At 39.5% G+C, this 17,464-nt stretch carries 19 protein-coding genes; 3 read left to right on the forward strand and 16 right to left on the reverse strand.

What is annotated here, in order from left to right; translation table 11 throughout:
- Window positions 1-39: 39 nt before the first annotated feature.
- The 3 genes from AC4HAI_RS03605 to nagB all read right to left on the reverse strand — a co-directional run bounded on the left by AC4HAI_RS03605 (window position 40) and on the right by nagB (window position 2,620).
- A complete protein-coding gene (locus AC4HAI_RS03605; protein ID WP_491110485.1) occupies window positions 40-981 on the reverse strand; it encodes a competence protein CoiA in 942 nt (313 codons plus the stop codon).
- A 213-nt stretch (window positions 982-1,194) separates the two neighbouring features.
- Window positions 1,195-1,911, reverse strand: coding sequence for a pseudouridine synthase (locus AC4HAI_RS03610; RefSeq protein ID WP_491078878.1), 717 nt, complete (start codon window positions 1,909-1,911; stop codon window positions 1,195-1,197).
- The gene (nagB, locus tag AC4HAI_RS03615; protein ID WP_491078877.1) at window positions 1,901-2,620 is read right to left on the reverse strand and encodes a glucosamine-6-phosphate deaminase; all 720 of its coding nucleotides are present in this window, start codon (window positions 2,618-2,620) and stop codon (window positions 1,901-1,903) included. Before nagB ends, AC4HAI_RS03610 begins: the two co-directional genes overlap by 11 nt.
- A 150-nt stretch (window positions 2,621-2,770) precedes the next feature.
- On the opposite strand from nagB, the gene queA reads away from it, so the two are divergent.
- Complete coding sequence (gene queA / locus AC4HAI_RS03620; RefSeq protein ID WP_491078966.1) at window positions 2,771-3,799, forward strand: tRNA preQ1(34) S-adenosylmethionine ribosyltransferase-isomerase QueA; 1,029 nt, start codon at window positions 2,771-2,773, stop codon at window positions 3,797-3,799.
- A gap of 335 nt (window positions 3,800-4,134) precedes the next feature.
- Here queA and AC4HAI_RS03625 read toward each other — a convergent pair whose 3' ends face one another.
- The 9 genes from AC4HAI_RS03625 to AC4HAI_RS03665 form a co-directional block, all read right to left on the reverse strand.
- A complete protein-coding gene (locus AC4HAI_RS03625; protein WP_491078965.1) occupies window positions 4,135-4,968 on the reverse strand; it encodes a hypothetical protein in 834 nt (277 codons plus the stop codon).
- 88 nt (window positions 4,969-5,056) lie between these two features.
- Window positions 5,057-6,094, reverse strand: coding sequence for a serine hydrolase (locus AC4HAI_RS03630; protein ID WP_491078876.1), 1,038 nt, complete (start codon window positions 6,092-6,094; stop codon window positions 5,057-5,059).
- Window positions 6,095-6,282: 188 nt separating this feature from the next.
- A complete protein-coding gene (gene sodA, locus AC4HAI_RS03635; RefSeq protein WP_491078875.1) occupies window positions 6,283-6,888 on the reverse strand; it encodes a superoxide dismutase SodA in 606 nt (201 codons plus the stop codon).
- Window positions 6,889-6,988: 100 nt separating this feature from the next.
- A complete protein-coding gene (gene holA / locus AC4HAI_RS03640) occupies window positions 6,989-8,038 on the reverse strand; it encodes a DNA polymerase III subunit delta (RefSeq protein ID WP_491078874.1) in 1,050 nt (349 codons plus the stop codon).
- Between the two features lie 134 nt (window positions 8,039-8,172).
- On the reverse strand, window positions 8,173-8,928 hold the full coding sequence (locus AC4HAI_RS03645; RefSeq protein ID WP_491078873.1) for a DUF805 domain-containing protein: 756 nt from the start codon (window positions 8,926-8,928) through the stop codon (window positions 8,173-8,175).
- Window positions 8,929-9,021: 93 nt separating this feature from the next.
- Entirely contained in the window at window positions 9,022-11,259 is a 2,238-nt protein-coding gene (locus AC4HAI_RS03650) for a DNA internalization-related competence protein ComEC/Rec2 (RefSeq protein ID WP_491078872.1), read from the reverse strand.
- Window positions 11,256-11,900, reverse strand: a complete 645-nt coding sequence (locus AC4HAI_RS03655; RefSeq protein WP_491078871.1) for a helix-hairpin-helix domain-containing protein — start codon at window positions 11,898-11,900, stop codon at window positions 11,256-11,258. The genes AC4HAI_RS03650 and AC4HAI_RS03655 overlap by 4 nt, the downstream gene beginning before the upstream one ends.
- A 186-nt stretch (window positions 11,901-12,086) precedes the next feature.
- The gene (locus AC4HAI_RS03660) at window positions 12,087-12,827 is read right to left on the reverse strand and encodes a lysophospholipid acyltransferase family protein (protein ID WP_491078870.1); all 741 of its coding nucleotides are present in this window, start codon (window positions 12,825-12,827) and stop codon (window positions 12,087-12,089) included.
- Window positions 12,828-12,840: 13 nt separating this feature from the next.
- On the reverse strand, window positions 12,841-13,770 hold the full coding sequence (locus AC4HAI_RS03665; RefSeq protein ID WP_491078869.1) for a peptidase U32 family protein: 930 nt from the start codon (window positions 13,768-13,770) through the stop codon (window positions 12,841-12,843).
- Between the two features lie 244 nt (window positions 13,771-14,014).
- Here AC4HAI_RS03665 and AC4HAI_RS03670 point away from each other — a divergent pair, with 244 nt between their 5' ends.
- A complete protein-coding gene (locus tag AC4HAI_RS03670; RefSeq protein WP_491078868.1) occupies window positions 14,015-14,314 on the forward strand; it encodes a DUF3270 family protein in 300 nt (99 codons plus the stop codon).
- Window positions 14,315-14,349: 35 nt separating this feature from the next.
- Here AC4HAI_RS03670 and AC4HAI_RS03675 read toward each other — a convergent pair whose 3' ends face one another.
- From AC4HAI_RS03675 to hprK, 4 genes are read right to left on the reverse strand one after another with little or no spacing between them, the layout of a single operon-like run.
- The gene (locus AC4HAI_RS03675; RefSeq protein ID WP_491078867.1) at window positions 14,350-14,799 is read right to left on the reverse strand and encodes a YtxH domain-containing protein; all 450 of its coding nucleotides are present in this window, start codon (window positions 14,797-14,799) and stop codon (window positions 14,350-14,352) included.
- A 4-nt stretch (window positions 14,800-14,803) separates the two neighbouring features.
- Entirely contained in the window at window positions 14,804-15,196 is a 393-nt protein-coding gene (locus AC4HAI_RS03680) for a DUF948 domain-containing protein (protein ID WP_491078866.1), read from the reverse strand.
- 3 nt (window positions 15,197-15,199) lie between these two features.
- Window positions 15,200-16,015 carry a prolipoprotein diacylglyceryl transferase gene (gene lgt, locus AC4HAI_RS03685; protein WP_491110487.1) on the reverse strand — a complete coding sequence of 272 codons (816 nt, stop codon included), beginning with the start codon at window positions 16,013-16,015 and terminating at the stop codon, window positions 15,200-15,202.
- Window positions 16,015-16,944: an HPr(Ser) kinase/phosphatase gene (gene hprK / locus AC4HAI_RS03690; RefSeq protein WP_491078864.1), complete on the reverse strand. Its 930-nt coding sequence runs from the start codon at window positions 16,942-16,944 to the stop codon at window positions 16,015-16,017. The genes lgt and hprK overlap by 1 nt, the downstream gene beginning before the upstream one ends.
- 224 nt (window positions 16,945-17,168) lie before the next feature.
- Here hprK and AC4HAI_RS03695 point away from each other — a divergent pair, with 224 nt between their 5' ends.
- Entirely contained in the window at window positions 17,169-17,423 is a 255-nt protein-coding gene (locus AC4HAI_RS03695) for a PspC domain-containing protein (protein WP_491078863.1), read from the forward strand.
- The last annotated feature ends 41 nt before the right edge of the window (window positions 17,424-17,464 follow it).

A 17,464-nucleotide genomic window follows, 5' to 3' on the forward strand; every position in this document is an offset into this window, starting at 1 on the left:
TCTTGCAGGGCTATATACTATCCCTACTACTTTCTAAATTCACTTTGATCTTATTCTAGCATAAAATTTTGGCGGGTATAAAACTTGGATATCCTGCATAGCTTGGCTCTTATAGTAGTCCAAAAACTGGTCCTCATACGGGTCTAAGGCTCTGTCGATTTGAGCAAAGGATCCTTTAGGAAAGCGAACTTGAGGAAAATAATCCTCCAATTTTTTCGTCAAAAGATTCTCTCCTTTATTATAAGCACATTCTTGGCGACGCATCCATTTGGGATTTCTAGCTATCAGTTGCTTTTGAATGTAGCTGAGTAGGTCTCGATCCATCGCTACTTGATAGGATGACATTTTTTGAGAGCGAAAAGGATGGCGGAAAAAATCCATAAGTCCTTTCCCTAAAGGGAACTCTTCAACCAAATAGTGAACCTGGTTATGCCAATCTTCGTAAATAAGATATTTTAATCGAATAGTCTTCTTTGCAAGATCCAATTCCCACAGATGGAAGCCCATATTCTCTGAAAAATATATAAAATCACGATGCAGGGGTGCTAGTCTTTTACCGAGCCATAATTTTTTCCCTAGCAACCAAAGCACCTGATAGCCATGCAGGTGATAGGCTTTAGTTCGTGCTCTCAGGCGTTCTGATGACAAACGACTGCACTGTACTTCCAGAGCCAGATGATCATTTACCATGAGATCAGCAACCTGCTTTATTTGGGGGATCACTCGCTCCACTTCAACTTTTTCTTGTACTACTAAGGCTTGATAAAGCAGAGCCTTTAAAGAAAGGTGTTCAGCAGATTCATTTTCACTATAGAAAAGACAGTCCTTCAAACTCATATGAGCAAAGTGAGGGCGCATGACCGCCCCTTGCCTTAACCTTAAGCGTCCACCACAGCTTGGGCAAAAAAAGTTTTGTTTCTCAGGTGGTAATTCCTCAAGCAAATTGATTAAATATCCCTTGGCATCATAAGCTACTAACATAAGCGTCCTCCTCACCTATTTTATCCGTAAAAAAAGAGAGTAGGACAAGACAAATGAGTTTCCACTTTTGTCCCAAACTCTCTATGTTTTTTCATTTTGTTTACGGAATGCGACCATCTTTTGTAGCTGGCTTTTTCACTATCTTTGTCAAAGGACCAGATAACTTAGTTTCATTTTGTCTTAGAGGTCAGACCCATTAGGATATGCAAGGTTTCATCCCAAGTAGTTTTTTAGAATATTCTTTTCTCGAGTATTTAATTGTCGATATTCTCCAGATTTCAAGTCACCAAGCTCCAAGCCTCCAAAACTGATCCGTTTGAGCGTTGTTACCTTTACTCCATAAGCTAAAAACATCTTTTTCACTTGGTGGAACTTTCCTTCTGATACCGTAACCTCTGCCTTTGATAATTCTGGATGGCTGGATAAAATCCTAAGATTGGCTGGCTTGGTCCTAGTACCATCTAAAAAGATTATTCCCCTTGCAAAGAAATCCTCAGCATCTGAAAGTAAGGGTCCATTGACTTCAACATAGTAGGTTTTATCAACATGATACTGGGGATGAAGCATTCGATAGCCTAGAGGACCGTTAGTTGTCAGCAATAAAAGCCCCTGTGTATCACGATCCAAACGACCGACGGGGTAGAGTCCTTGTCTTTGATCTTCTTTGGCAATCAAATCAATGACTGTCCGATGGTTCTTATCACTGACAGCACTCACAACACCTGAGGGCTTATTGAGTAAGTAATAACTTTCTGCCTCGTAGTCAACTTGCCTCTTCCCTACTCTTACTACCTGCAAGCCCGGATCAGCATTTTGACTATCATCGCGGACTAATTGACCATCTATGGTTACCTGCTGGCTCCGTATAAGCTTTTTAACAGCATTTTTAGATCCATAGCCAGCTAAACCTAAGAGCTTATCAATTCGCATAAGTGGATGGTAGTAAGCTGGCAGCAGCTCTATCTAGGATGAGGACGACATCTGGATGAGTTTGTAAGATACTACCTGGGACATCTAGCTTTATAGGCCCACAGACAGTATCAACTATGGCTCTGGCTTTTTCCTCACCGTAGGCAAAAAGAATGATTTTTTTAGCCGATAGAATCGAACTAATCCCCATAGAAATAGCTTGACGGGGAACCTGGTCAGAATTGACAAAAAAACGGCTATTGGCCTGAATTGTACTCTCTGTCAAATCAACGACATGGGTCTGACTATCAAATGGGGTCCCCGGTTCGTTAAAGCCAATATGACCATTGCGACCAATTCCCAATATCTGGATATCTATCCCTAGTCTTCTTACTTGCTTCTCATAGGACTTTACTTCCAGGTCTAAATCCTCAGCCATACCATTGGGGAGATAGCTAGCTTTGAAGGGTTTTGCCCTAAACAAATGGGTCTGCATAAAATGGTGGTAGGATTGTGGATGATCTGCTGGTAGACCAACGTATTCATCAAGATTAATGGAAGTCAGTTTTGAAAAATCGAGATCACTAGCGACTAACTCTTGATAAAAAGCCAGCGGAGAACTGCCTGTGGCTAGGCCTATTGTTTTAGCCCCTTGCTTCATTGCTAGACTCAAGATATCTTTGGCTAGCCTTGCGCCTTCTAGTTGATTGTCTACTGTCTTAATTAACATGGGATTCCTTCTTTCTTCTCGCTAAGGTTCGCTTATCCATGTAGCTTGCTTCATGCCAATTATACCACGTCATGGACTATAGCAAAAGGTGATTGATTCTAGGAGTCATGGTATAATGAGAATGCTAAATAAAGGAGAACTATGACACAGATGAATACTAATGATTTTGATTTTAACCTTCCTGAAGAGCTCATTGCCCAAACACCCTTAAAAGAGCGAGATCACTCTAGATTACTGGTTATCGACAAGGAAAAGCATACGATGGTGGATAGCTACTTTGATCATATTATTGACGAGCTAAATCCTGGTGACGCCTTAGTCATGAATAACACCCGTGTCCTTCCAGCTCGTCTCTACGGAGAAAAGCCTGAAACTCACGGCCATGTGGAATTCCTCTTACTTAAAAATATCGATGGAGATCAGTGGGAAGTGCTAGCAAAACCTGCGAAACGACTTCGCCTTGGTAGCACTGTCAGCTTTGGTGATGGCAGACTGAAAGCTACTATTACTCAAGAGCTTGAGCATGGTGGTCGCGTTGTTGAATTTCATTATGATGGTATTTTCCTTGAAGTCTTAGAAAGTTTAGGAGAAATGCCACTACCTCCTTATATTCATGAAAAATTGGACGATCGTGAGCGCTACCAGACCGTTTATGCTAAAGAAAATGGATCTGCTGCTGCTCCAACAGCTGGACTTCATTTTACCAAGGAGCTCTTGAAAAAAATTGAAGATAAGGGTGTGAAACTGCTTTATCTCACCTTGCATGTTGGGCTAGGAACTTTTCGACCTGTCTCTGTTGATAATATCGAAGAGCATGATATGCACTCTGAATTCTATAGTCTCTCAGAAGAAGCTGCTCAGGTCCTACGTGACACCAAGAAAGCTGGAGGACGTATAGTGGCTGTTGGAACGACATCTATCCGGACCTTAGAAACCATCGGTAATAAATTTGGTGGTGAGATTCAAGCCGACTCAGGTTGGACCAACATCTTTATCAAACCCGGTTACACCTTCAAAGTCGTCGATGCCTTTTCTACTAATTTTCACCTTCCAAAATCAACACTGGTGATGCTCGTATCAGCTTTTGCTGGACGAGAATTTGTCCTTGAGTCTTACAAGCATGCTATTGAGCAGGGCTACCGCTTCTTTAGCTTTGGCGATGCTATGTTCGTAAAATAAGTCCTCTCTTTCGTTCTAGCTTCACTCCAGCAATCGTGTTATCGGCAAAAAGCTACTATTTTGTAAAATAAAGAGAAAGGAGTCTGGAATAAAATCCAGACTCGTTAATATTATTCCAGGTTTCACTAGATTGACAGTCTTTATCTCGAGGGGCGTTTCTATTTTTAGGCGTCTCCTTAAACAGTCCAGTGGCTTTTGGCAGTCTGGGATAGACTGCCAAAGCCTGTCACCGAAAAATAGAAAAGCGGCAGAGACCTGAGACTAGAAATAAAAGAGCGATGAAAATCAAAACCGTGATGTGCTCACGGTTTATTGATTTTCATCCCACTCTCTTTTTACTTAATTTTTTTAATTGCCTGCTTAGCTTCTTTAACCATATAAAGGGAACTATTGGCTTGGGCTACTTTCTTATAGAATTTCTTGGCTTCATCTTTTTTGTGATTTAGAGAGGCATTTTCTGCTTGCAGGTAGTCGAGAAGTAATTGGTCCAATTCATGACTTGGAGATAGATTCTCTAAATCATCTTGGACTTCTTGATCGACCAAAATAGCAGACAGAGCCTCAATAATTGCAGCTGTGAAGGCCTTCTCCTTTTCTTCTTGATCGTTTTGGACGACCAGATCATTAATAGCAGACAGGGTCATTTCTTTCTTCGCTTCTTCACCTTCAAAAACCTTGGTAGCAAAGTCAACCAAGTAATAAGTCAACAGCAGGCTTGTGCGCTCTTTAGCAGATACTCTCACCTTGAGAGGTGCGATCATTTCTAGAAATTCTCTAGCTTTTTTGAAGTCACCTTTGAGCCAAGCTAATTGAGCACGGCGAATAATAATACGATCCCAGTTGGTTTGGAACCTAGTGGTTACCAGGGTTTCTTCTTCTAAGACTTCTTGATAGGTTTCGATATCCAATTCTTCTGTCAAGATAGCGGGAGCTTCCTGACGATAGATATTATTTTCTCTGGCATATTGAACGCCTAAAGCTGCTAAGGGCAACAGCGCTGTGAAGCTAAAAGCAGCTCCCATGATATTGTGAGGATTAAACCACCAGTAAGCTAAAGCTGTTAGGAATAAGATAAGAAAAATCAAGAACCAATTTCTTACAACTGTGAGGTAGGTATACATTCTATTTTTGATATCTTCCAGTTGAGCATCGCGGTAAGATGTCATTATTTTCTCCTTCATGATCCAATAGACTTTTAAGTAAGACAGTGACCCTATTATAGCATATCTAAAATCATCTTGAAACTGGAAATTGGAGCTAGTTCATATTGACACGGTGCCACTCATTAATGACATAAGTCAGCATAGCTAGTTGATTGTAACCATAAGAATTGACTTCTGTTGTTTCCTCAGTTGATCCTCCTAGATAGCGGGTATAGATAGCCACTAGATAGGGACTCTTCTCCATAACGATTGCATCCACATTCAAGGCCTCTCCAACATAACCCGGTTTTTGATAAATGGTCAAATCAGATGGCAAGAAGGTTTTATAGTATTCATCTGGGAAGGATTCTCCTATAAACTTAAGGACATCCTTATATTTTTTTTGATGTTTATAAAGGTAATCAAGCAGCTGAATGTAGTAGCTGGTTGTTGTTTTATTGCCTTTGGTTTCAAAGGCAGGTACTTGTTTATTCTTAGATTTACCATAGTGATCAAATTGGCTGTAAGCCTTCTTACGCCCTCCAAGAATAGAGGCCAGACCGTAAGCTGGGGTATTTTCTGAGACAACCAAGGAGCCATACTGCATCTCAGGTATTGTCATGGCACCGCCGTAATTAGCAACATAGGCGTCGTGCTCGCCTTGATATTCATAGTTCAACTTGGTAATGTCAAACTCTTGCTCATAAGTAAACTGTCCCTTATCCACAGCATCAACAACCAACATGTTTAAAGGGAGCTTATAGGTAGAACCAGCCGTCATCAGCTCAGTATCGTTCATTGAAAAGGACTCATTAGTCTTAGGATTTTTGTAAGAAAAGGCAACTTGACTTTCATCAATCCCTTGCTCAGTCATAAAAGCTTTTACCGTATCAACTAAACTGAGTTTGGCATAGTCATAACGAAGTCCAAGAGCATCCATCTCTGGAGCATCTGCTTCCATGACCGCTTGCTTTTCCTTAGCGGACTTATTCCTCGGTACAACTTTATTTTCAGTTCTCTGCTTTTGCTTATTTGCTTGAAGTTCTTGTTTTTGCTGAGTTGTTTCAATTCCATCCTGCAAATAAAAACTGCCCAGAAATCCAAGGACAATCGCTAAAATAATACTCAAAATAATTGTAAGTTTGTTAGACATAATTTACCTCATATCTATTTTAAGTTAAATTAGCTATTTTTCAAGACTTACGGCCTATTTTTTTCATTTTTTTTAAAATATGATTACAATTAGGTGTCTGAGTAAGATCTTATTATGAGATGGATGCCCTTTGCAACTTGAACAAATAAGGACAAAAGAAAAAGCACCTGAGTGCTTTAAACAATATATTATTTAGCAGCTGCGTAAAGTTCAGCAACCTTATTCCAGTTGATGACTTCAAAGAAAGCCTTGATGTAGTTTGGACGAACATTACGGTAGCTAAGATAGTAAGCATGTTCCCAAACATCCAATCCTAAGATTGGCTTTTGACCCTGCATGATTGGCGTATCTTGATTAGCGGTAGAAGTTACTTCAAGATTGCCTTCTGCATTAACAACCAACCAAGCCCATCCAGAACCAAATCGTGTTGTTGCTGCTGTTGTGAAGGCCTCTTTAAAGGCTTCAAATGAACCGAAAGTCTGATTAATAGCTTCAGCTACTTCTGAAGTAATTTCTGTTTTTTCTGGAGACATCAATTCCCAGAAAAGAGCGTGGTTAAGATGACCGCCACCATTGTTGATAACCGCTTGGCGAATGTCGGCTGGAATTGACTCAACATCAGTTAAGAGGGACTCAAGATCCTCACCAATTTCAGGGTGTTTTTCTAAAGCAGCATTGACATTAGCAACGTAAGTGGCGTGGTGCTTATCATGGTGTAGAGTCATTGTTTCAGCGTCGATATATGGCTCCAATGCATCATAAGCATACGGAAGATCTGGTAGAGTAATAGCCATAAGGATTACCTCTTTCTTTTTTCTAATATATAGGCTTATTTTATAGAAAAGCACCTTAATTTTCAAGGAATTAGTCCTATACCTTAGGTCTGGATAAGCATTAAGCATCTACTGCTTGCTGCCAAGATACTAATTTTAAAAGAGCTAGATCAAATAAGTAATCTTTATCAAACCTACCTTGTTTGATATCATAGTCGGTCTGAATGAGTAACTGCAGCGCTTTTTTTAAAAAAGAAAGGGAGAGATTTCTACTATCTCGGATAGCAAACCTGAGTTGATAAGGATTCATCCTTCTTCCTTGTATATCGGATAAGATAGTAAGCATACTGGACTCGTTTCGGCCTTCATGAAATAGTATTTTTACTTGGAGAAAGAGACGAAACTGTCCGACCATTATAGCCAATAGTTTAATATCGTCTTCTCCCTGCATTCTTAGATCACGCACCAATTCCCTAGCTTCCTCAACACGACCATTTAGTATGAATTGGGTCAAATCAAAAATATTATCTTGCAACGTTTTAGGAATAGCCGTTACTACATCTTCTAAGCTAACCAGATCATCCGATTTGTAGCCCTTTAAAAATAAAAGATTTTTTTGAATATCACTAAAATCAAAGTTAGATTTTATCAGTAGTTGTTCAAAAGCCTGTGATTCAAACCTTAATCCTTGAGTGTGGGCAACTTTTTGAAAGTAAGTCTTGATTTCCGCTTCCTTCAGCTCTTTGGCTTCCAAGATTTTAGCATCTCGTTTAAGTAATTTAACAATCCGCCGTTTGCCATCTAGCTTTCCAGGTGCAAATATGATCAGCCGTGTTGTTGCTACAGGGTTTAATAAATAATCTTCTAGCTGCTGCAGCTCCTTATCATTCAGATAAGATTTTTTTGCCGTCGTTAAATCCGCTAAATTATCTAAAATAACAACTTTTTCATCCGAAAAAAAAGGTAAGCTTTCTAAGTCCATCTGGGCATCAGCAAAGCTAGATTCTGGAAAATCAAAATAAGAATAAGTCAGATCACTATTATCAAAACCAATACTTTCAAACAATCGTTGTTTTATCTGACTGTACTGTCCTAAATCCTCTCCACTAACCAGTGTAATCGGAGGAAGTTTTTCCTTGGTTATTGCTGCTACTTCTTCAATTGCTATCATGTTGCCATTATAGCATATTTCTACACAGGTTTTCCCCTATAGCATCAATAAAAAAAGCTTAGCCTTTGGCTAAGCTTTTCTCATTTATTTCAGTCTTTTAAAACTTACAAACAGTATTAAAGATTACCGATATCCTACCCTTGCGGTGGATTTTGTGGATTTTGTGGCATCCCTGCTACTGGATCCATTGGCTGAGGAACTGCTTGTTGAGGCATTCCTTGGAACTGAGAAGGTTGAGCAGCAGCTTGCGGTTGAGCAAAGGAAGGTTGTCCCTGAGGCTGCATAGGTTGCTGTTGGGGCATTGCTTGCGTTGGCGCTAACGGCCTAGCACCAGGTGCTGCCATTGTGCCATTTGGCATTACTGGAGTCACTTGAGGTTGAGCTTGTACATAAGTAGGAACAGCTGGCTTCACCGCTTTTTCACGGCTTGGAAAAGCGCAGAGAACTACTGCCGGTGCCATAGCAATACCCGCAAGGATAAACCATAGCAAAGCGGCTGATGGAGTAAGAACTGCCACGAGACCGCAAATGTAGGAAGCCACAAATAAAAAGCTAAAAGTCCAATGAAAAGCGGCATCTTTGAGGCGACGAATAGCCACTGTAAGACCAGGTAAAATATGGGCAAGTTCTAATAGAACCCAAACCACTATCACAAAAATAATGCCTGGGGACAAATTAGACCATATAGTTAGACCTTCATCTGAAAGAGCAGCCTCTTTCAACTCTTCTTGTCTTCTGAAGAATGGTAACAGCAATGAAAGCAATAGCATTAGATAAAAACTAATTCGGAAAATACTAATGATTAAAAATGGCCACCAAAATTCCGAGCGTTTTGATCGACTTTTAAAGTCCAACATGTTCTTCCAATATTGAGAATAAGCTGTAAACATAATGATCTCCTAAATAAAATAGATGTTCATAGAATAGCATAATTCACCATTAAATTCAATCTTATAGCAATCCTATTAAAAAATACTTATCCATTAATCCCTTCTAACCGTTTGAATTCGCCACTGTCGCCAACCGATAAGACGAATGGCACCTTGTTGATCTGTACGATAAATATGACTTCCAACTGCTTGCAAACGCTTTAGAGTCTCTTGGTTTGGGTGATGGTATCGATTATCCTTACCTACAGATATTAATGCAATCTTGGGTGATATTTTATTTAAAAACATCTGACTAGAGGATCCTTTCGATCCATGATGAGCAACCTTTAAGACATCTACCGGTAAATTCGGATAACGAGCCATCAAGGCTTCCTCGCCTGATTTCTCCAAATCTCCTGTCAATAAAAAATGCTGGTTTAGTAGCTTTCCATAAAGGACCACAGAATCATTATTGCTGCCATCTCCCACTTCCCAAGGTGAGAGCACTTGCAAATGGCTCCCCATGATAGGCAACCTGTCACCTGCTCTTAAAATTTTAACAGGAATGTTTAAACGCACCAGTCTCTTTTTAAACGCATGGTCTGTAAGACTACCTGGACTTACTAGAAATTCCTTCACTTTTATTTCCTTTGCTAAATCATCTATATCTCCTGTGTGATCACTGTCACTATGCGTTAGTAAAACCTGATCTAACTGAGAAATTCCTCTGCTCTTTAGATAAGGAATTAGGGTTTTAGAAGCATTACTGGACAACTGGCGCTTCCTCCAGGGCTCTTGTTTCTTAAGCTCTGGTCGTCCTCCTGTATCAACTAGAAGGGTCTTCCCCCAGCTATCTCTGATCAATAAACTATCTCCCTGTCCTACATCAATCATAGTAACCTCATTCGTTAAAGGGTGCTTAACACTTATAAAAACGAGACCAACTAAAAATAATAAAAGCCAACGTACTAACTTTTTCGACCATAATTCGTATAAAACAGACAGTAATCCTATCAAAACTATTAAAATAAATGGGCTTGGTTTACCTATTATCCACGGTTTAATCAAAAAAGAGGATAAGAAACCAATGATTTTCTCCAACCAAACAAATAATCCATTAAAAATATCCATAGATAATAAAGGACGCAGGAAAAAGGCCGACAATAATAATGGTAACAGCACGTAATCAAATAATAAGGAAAATACTAGTGTTAGGATAATAGAAAAAGGCTGAAAGGTACTGAATACAAATGTTAATAACGGTAAAGTTCCCATAGATAATTTAGCGCCTTCACGAATTTGTTCAAAAAAATTTACCAGATAATTTGTGTTCAAAATAGCCATCAAAAAAGCAAAAGCATAAGTCAGGACACCAGCAACTGTCATCAAGAAGTAAGGCTGAATGAAAAACATCACACCTATACTCAAGGATAAATTATTGAGTCCTTTAATATTAAATCTCCTGAACATAGCCTGAAGCAGGCTACGGATAACTGAGACCGCAAATCCTGTCATAGCAGCATAAAAAACTGAAAAAACCACTTGGCTATAGTCAACCCAGTCGTCTCGTAATCCTATACGCAGCAAGGATCTACGAAATAAGGCGATAAAAAATCCTACCTGCATCCCTGAAAGGGCGAACAAATGAACAATACCTAGATCTCTGTACTGCTCCTTGATCGAATCAAAAGAGCTATCTAATTCCCCTAGTAAGAGACCCGTCATGTAGTTTGACATTGGTTTTGGAAAAGATTGCTGACAATATAAAAGCGCCTGTCGTCTTAATTTGTGTAACCGTTCAAAATTACTCAGGCGCTTGGGTCGAGTGACCTTATTTATACGAGTAATCGTTATTACCCTGTCAATTCCTTGATAATAGAGGTAGGAGCGATAATTAAAGCCATTAAAGTTTCTAATCGGACTTGCTTCCTCCACCTCACTAGAAATTTGCAAATCTAAAGGGGTATCTAATTTTTCAAAAAAGTTCTTTTGCTCTCGATTCTCTAACTGATAATACACCTGGTAACGTCGATTTCCAGTCTGTCCAAGAAAACTAAGCTGATCACCGTTGATACGAATCGTATCTGGAATAATTCTTATATCATTGACTATTTCTGGTGCCGTCTGATAATGCTGAATTCTGTAGTGATGATAGCCATACCATGCGCCTATAAAAGCGAACCAAATGATGAGGATCCTACTAGCTGATTTTAATGATAACTGTCTAAACAAAAACCAAACAAGACCTATGATTAAAACCAGTAGGAAATGATAACCCACTATAATATAATAACAAGTCACAATAGCTAGAATAGCCAAATAAATCGGCTGAATTTTAAGGTTGGTTATCACACCGTTACCTCATCTTTGATCTTTTCGAAGGTTTTATCACCGATGCCTGAAATATTTTTTAATTCTTCTACCTGAGTGAAGCCACCCTTTTCTTCTCGATAGTTAATGATATCTTGAGCTCGTTTTTCCCCGATACCTGGGATAGTCTGTAGTTCTTGTGCTGTTGCAGTATTTAGATTGACCTTTTCCTTATCACTACTGCTCCCAGGTTCTCCTGAATGTTGAGAACCAGACTGATCTTGTGAGGGCAAGGCTACTTCTTCTCCTATTTTTGCGACATAAATAACAGCTTCGTCCTCTAATTTTTGAGCTAAATTGACAGACCTTTTATCCGCCTCTTTTGTAAATCCTCCCGCCTTGGCAATCGCATCTGTTACTCGACTCTCTGATGGTAATTTATAGACACCCTCATGCTTTACTGCTCCTTTAACATCAACCACAATATCCATCCCCTGTTTACTGCTAGAATTAGCAGCTAGACTAGAACTCGCTGTTGGTATAGAAGACAAACTTGTCAAACTTTCCGAATTTTTATGGCTACCAAGATTACTTGCCATTCCCATTAATAAAACCACAACCAAGCCTAAGAGTATTAGAAGTATTTTACGCTCTTTTAACCAATCAATCCATTCTCTGATCATTTTAAATTACCCCCAAAATAAGAGTCAGCAGACCCAGTAATAGCAAGACCAAACTTAAAAATAGAGATTCATTTTTCATAGATCTTATCCTCTAATTATCTATCCGTAAAAAATAAAAAAAATTAGGAGCAAGCTCCTAATTTTTTTATCATAGATAAAGCCAAAATGATTCAGAGGCTACTCCTATTATTTGAGATGCTTTTCTGGATTCCAAATAAAACTTGCTAAAAAGCTAAATAAGAGCGTCAACAGAATCAATACTATTGCAAGGATCCCTAAGGGAAGACGATAAATATAGGTCAAGGGATTGAGCTTTTTGTGGCTATTATAAATTTCATTTTCCTTATCTAATTGTTCAAAGGCCTGGTTAATCCGATCAGCGATGGTCTCAATCCCTTCATCGTTTAGACGTTTAACATCAGATATATCTATAGCAGGACCAAAGTTCATATCGATCCGCTCACCCTTCAATAAGCCAGATAAAGATCTAGGACCGCTGTAAACTGCTGGTTGAATCTTAACTTTGGCCATCTTAGCAATGACAGCAACTCCCCCTTTTACATCATTAGAGTGACGACTACCACTCGGGAACATAATCAAAGATCGTTGGCTATTTTTTAACATCTTAACTGGATACTTGATAGCCTCCTGCCCTGGATTCTCACGATCGATCGGAAAAGCCCCGCACATGCGAATCCACCAGCCAAAAATTCTATTTTTGAAAAGTTCTTTTTTGGCCATAAAGATAAATTGTTTTGGCTTGGTTGCAAAAGCCAAATAAACAGGATCCCAAAAAGTCCGATGAGGAGATACCAAAATATAGTTATCTTTAGCATGGCGGATATTATCACGATTATGATAATGCGCATTACCGTTGATGACCCAAAGCAAAAAAGAAACTAGACCACGCAAATAGGCATAAAACATCTCTAATATCCTCCTATTTCACTAACTCAGGATCAAAGTCATAGAACCCTGTGTCAAGATTTCGATTGATGGGGTGGAGCTCATGGATGGCCTTATCAAAATTTTCAGCCTTTTCTTTGCTCCACTGTTCTGCCATGAGGAGATCACGCGCCTCGACAAAATACTTGACAATAGCTAAAAAATTATCGCCAGGCGAGTAAATCCCATCTAACTTCCAGTGAGTGTAGCCATGCGCTGTCAACTCATCTAAGTGCATCATCATATCAATATCGTTGTTAGCAAAAATATGGGTGCCATGATTATCCTCATAGATGGAATAATGAGAATTCCCATCATTTGGTTCTGCTAAAAAAAGGTCACGTTGACGAGATTTTTCGTCGTCTATATGGGTAAAGTTGTAGTAATTTTGCAGTAAAGGGCGCTTAGAGTGATGAATGACACTCGCTCCATAGACAAGGATCTCTGCTGGTATTTCCAAATTTTCCGCCATTGCAAATAATTCGGCAGAAGGAATTTCTCGAGCCAATACAGCTTCCTTAACACCACCAACCTTACCCCAAAAGTTAATCTGACGGCTAGAGGTTACCATGGTCGAGGCATCGTAGATGATCTTAAAGGGACGCTCGTCTCTCTGGCAAATATAGATCACTCCAGCATCTCCTACTGTGATATAGTCAGCACCAATTTGCTCTAGGAAATCTAAATATTCTGGTAGGGCATCCATCATTCCCTGGTGCATCAAGGCGTTAACTGCTATGGTCACCTCCTTGCCTGCAGCATGTGCCAAATCAGCAATTTCTCGTAATTCTTTATCTGAAAATGTTTTAGGAAGGCGAAGGCCAAAAGCCTTCTCACCTATATAAATGCGGTCAATGCCGATTTCTAATAATTGTTTAGCCTGTTGTACACTGTCTGCTGTTGCTGTTATAATAATGTCTTCCATAATGTCATTATTATAGCAAATTTTACCCCAATTATCAGGCCTCCGTCAGCTTGATTATTAAAATTATCTAATTTTCCTTTCAATTCTAGCAAATTTTGTGAAATCTACTGACAGGATTCAATTTTTATGATAGAATTATCCAGAAATAAGGAATGGTGTGCATCATTCTTAGAACATTTTATAATCTTTTCTGACCTCTAAATCGGCTAAGATATTAAAATCTAAAGCGAAAGGAGTCTTGTATATGTCTGCCCAAGGCCAACGCGATTATCGTATACTAGACGATCAAGATCGCTATATCCATCAAGACCAAGCCAATCAACCTAGTTATCAAGAATTTTACGAAGTCGATACGCAAAGTGCTAAATTAAGAGAGTTACTCTTTTTTGCTCGTATCACACTCTTTTGCATCTCATCAGTACTACTAAGCTTTCTCTTTTTAAGTCTTGGTCTCGGTACTTTAGTAGCCTTTACACTGGCTATTCTCTTGTCTGTCGCTATCACTTCTACGGTAGCTACATTTATCTTATCTATGAAAAAATAAAAAAAGAAGCCTTTAAAGGCTTCTTTTTTTATTATCTAGTCATCTGTCTCTTCTTTTTTTACAGCCTCGTAGTCGATAATAATATCGCTGTTATCTGCTTCTTCTAGCGCTGTTTCCACTTCTTGCGATGGGACTTCTTGATCTTTCTTGGAAGTGATTTTTTGCCTTAAATTTTGCGCATGATTTGTTGCAAGGCTGCTTGCTTGTAGCACTTTTTCTTTTGCAGCTGCCACCAGATCATCTGCTGTTAGCTCACCTGTTTCAATTTTTTCTTTGTAGCTTTGGAAAGTATGACTAGCCAGATCTCCAGCTTCTGCAAATTTTTGCTTGGCCAGATGATGGTAGGCTTGAGGGTTTTCTTTATAGTCTTGGGCTAATTCTATGCTTTTGGCTTTGATTTCCTTACCTTTTTGAGTTGATAAGGCATAGCCTAGAGCTGCTCCTGCAGCTACTCCTGTTACCAATGTTTTAATAACTTTTCCCATACCGCTATCTCCTTTTTTTCTTAAATAATTTACTAGCAAAGCGTAGAGCTGTTGCAGCTGTTCCTACTTTGGCTGCTCCTGAGCCAACATTTGTTGCTTTCTTTCCTAGACCACGTGCTTGAGTATTTAAATCTGACACACTGAGGGAGAGATCCGCAACCGCCTCAAAGAGGGGATCAATAGTCGCTACTTTGCCATTGATATCATCAACTAAAATATTAGCTTTCGCTACTAATTCATTCGTTTGGTGCAAGGTGACATCTAGATCTGATGTCAAAACATTAATGGTTCGCTTAGTATCATCTAAGGTTTGAGTTAATTTATTAAGAAAAATAATAAGATAGATAACCAAAGCAATAAAAGCCAAGGCAATCAATAATACTGAAATTTCGATCATGTGTTACTCCTTTATATTTTTTGGTGACGATGGATGACTATAAAAGGGTTGTTTTAGACTTTTTCGACCATAAACTGTCAAACTAAGCCCTAGCAAAATGAGTAATAGAGACAGCCATTGGGAGACGCGTAGACTACCTAGCATTAAACTATCTGTACGTAATCCTTCAATGACAAAGCGGCCTGATCCATACCAAATAAGATAAAACCACGCAACTTCACCACGTCTTAATAAATTAAGGCGGCGTCTAGCTACCATAATTAGGAGGAAGCCGAGTAAGTTCCATGAAGATTCGTACAAGAAGGTGGGAAGACGATAACTGCCGTCAATGTACATCTGATCTTGGATAAATTTAGGTAGATAATTCAGATGGGCTACTGCCCGTCCGTAAGCCTCTTGGTTGAAAAAATTCCCCCAGCGGCCAAAACTCTGGGCCAGCATGACTCCAGGAGCAGCAATATCTAAAAAATCATAGGCATTGATTTTTCGCTTCCAGGAAAAGATTAGCATAACCAGAGCTCCTGCTATCAGAGCACCATAGATAGCAATCCCTCCTTGCCAAGTAGCTAACACCTCATCAAAGTGATTTTGATAATATTGCCATTCAAAGGCAACATAGTAGAGGCGAGCCCCTAAAATGGCGATAGGAAAGGCAAGGAGCATAAAATCCAGAACATCATCGGAGGTCATTCCCTTGCGAGGGGCTTCCCGTATTGCCAACCAGACTGCTAAAATCATCCCTGTTACAATACAGATACTGTACCAGCGAATCGCTATAGGACCAAATTGAAAAACGATTGGATCAATAACAGCTGCCATCAGTCAGCACCATTTTCTGTAATCAGATTGGTTAGGCGGTCCTCAAAGGTCTTGGTGGCATCAAAGCCCATCTGCTTAGCCCGATGGTTCATGGCTGCCGCTTCGATAACAACTGAGACATTACGACCAGTTTTAACGGGAATGCGAACTCTAGGAATTTTAACTCCTTGCAGTTCAATTTCCTCATTGCCATTTCCTAGACGGTCAAATTCCTTACCTTGCTCAAAATTTTCTAGATAAATAGAGAGCTGTACTTGAGAAGAATTCCTAACAGCACTGGCTCCGTAAAGGCTCATGATATCGATAATCCCAACCCCACGAATTTCTAACAGATGGCGTAAAATCTCAGCTGGTTCCCCCCATAAGGTCTCTTCATCTTTGGCATAAATATCCACACGATCATCTGCAACCAAACGGTGACCACGTTTGACCAGCTCTAATCCAGTCTCGCTCTTGCCGATACCTGAGTCACCTTGGATAAGTACTCCCATACCGTAAATATCAACCAGAACACCATGGACACTCGTTCGTTCTGCTAAGCATGAATTAAGATACCAGGACATCTCACCAGCAATGCTAGAAGTCGCTTGATGAGATTGAAAAATGGGAGTATCCTCTTCTTCTGCAGCTTTAAGCATCTCCTGTGGAATCTCTAGATCACGTGCGACAACCAAGGCAGGTGTTTCGGAGCGAAAGATTGCTTTGAGAACTGAATAACGGTTATGAGAAGTCATGGCCATCATATAAGACCATTCTTTCATCCCCATAAGCTGGACACGCTCAGGTGCATAGTAATCAAAGTAACCTGTCAGCTCTAAACCTGGACGAGAAATATCTGACGTGGTGATTTCCTTTGTTAAATGTTCTGGCTTAGTAAAAACAGCTTCTAGCTTAACTTTCTTAGCTAGCATGTCAACAGTAACTGTCATAAGCACTCTCATTTCTTTTTTAATAGGCTTATTATAACACAATTTTTATAGCCTCAATGTCCATGGAACCCCTGAAAAAGAAATTTTTTAAGATGTCTACGAAATAATCAGCCTAGAGGCTGATGTCCTTTGTTGCTAGAGGTAGTATAATACTTATAGAGTTAGGAAAGTAGGGGTAACAGGACCTTCTTTTCAACTACTGCTTAGCAAGAGAGGCGGAAGTTATGACTGAATTCTATAAATTACGGCGTGGTCGTCTTATCTGTGGTGTTTTAGCAGGTATCGCAGATAAGTTTGGCTGGGATATTGTTATTGTTCGTGTTTTATATGTTATTTTTGCATTTATTACAGATGGCTTTGCGATCCTTCTCTATCTCTTGCTGGCTATACTCCTTCCTTACAAGGATACTAAGAGTACTAGTCACTATCAGGATAGCCATCGGCGTCGCAAAGATGCAGATGTTATTGATGTTGACTAACTATGTTATTTTCTTTCCCATTATTTAAGTTCTAAAAGGGC

This window comes from Streptococcus sp. ALY_208, from assembly GCF_058314295.1.

Coding starts and splice junctions, on each gene's coding strand:
- nagB (WP_491078877.1), bottom strand. CDS start 2,620: ATGTTAATTAAGACAGTAGACAATCAACTAGAAGGCGCAAGGCTAGCC.
- AC4HAI_RS03675 (WP_491078867.1), bottom strand. CDS start 14,799: ATGGGAAAAGTTATTAAAACATTGGTAACAGGAGTAGCTGCAGGAGCA.
- AC4HAI_RS03660 (WP_491078870.1), bottom strand. CDS start 12,827: ATGTTTTATGCCTATTTGCGTGGTCTAGTTTCTTTTTTGCTTTGGGTC.
- AC4HAI_RS03680 (WP_491078866.1), bottom strand. CDS start 15,196: ATGATCGAAATTTCAGTATTATTGATTGCCTTGGCTTTTATTGCTTTG.
- AC4HAI_RS03695 (WP_491078863.1), top strand. CDS start 17,169: ATGACTGAATTCTATAAATTACGGCGTGGTCGTCTTATCTGTGGTGTT.
- sodA (WP_491078875.1), bottom strand. CDS start 6,888: ATGGCTATTACTCTACCAGATCTTCCGTATGCTTATGATGCATTGGAG.
- AC4HAI_RS03605 (WP_491110485.1), bottom strand. CDS start 981: ATGTTAGTAGCTTATGATGCCAAGGGATATTTAATCAATTTGCTTGAG.
- hprK (WP_491078864.1), bottom strand. CDS start 16,944: ATGACAGTTACTGTTGACATGCTAGCTAAGAAAGTTAAGCTAGAAGCT.
- queA (WP_491078966.1), top strand. CDS start 2,771: ATGAATACTAATGATTTTGATTTTAACCTTCCTGAAGAGCTCATTGCC.
- AC4HAI_RS03630 (WP_491078876.1), bottom strand. CDS start 6,094: ATGTCTAACAAACTTACAATTATTTTGAGTATTATTTTAGCGATTGTC.
- holA (WP_491078874.1), bottom strand. CDS start 8,038: ATGATAGCAATTGAAGAAGTAGCAGCAATAACCAAGGAAAAACTTCCT.
- AC4HAI_RS03655 (WP_491078871.1), bottom strand. CDS start 11,900: ATGATCAGAGAATGGATTGATTGGTTAAAAGAGCGTAAAATACTTCTA.
- AC4HAI_RS03610 (WP_491078878.1), bottom strand. CDS start 1,911: ATGCGAATTGATAAGCTCTTAGGTTTAGCTGGCTATGGATCTAAAAAT.
- AC4HAI_RS03670 (WP_491078868.1), top strand. CDS start 14,015: ATGTCTGCCCAAGGCCAACGCGATTATCGTATACTAGACGATCAAGAT.
- AC4HAI_RS03645 (WP_491078873.1), bottom strand. CDS start 8,928: ATGTTTACAGCTTATTCTCAATATTGGAAGAACATGTTGGACTTTAAA.
- AC4HAI_RS03665 (WP_491078869.1), bottom strand. CDS start 13,770: ATGGAAGACATTATTATAACAGCAACAGCAGACAGTGTACAACAGGCT.
- lgt (WP_491110487.1), bottom strand. CDS start 16,015: ATGGCAGCTGTTATTGATCCAATCGTTTTTCAATTTGGTCCTATAGCG.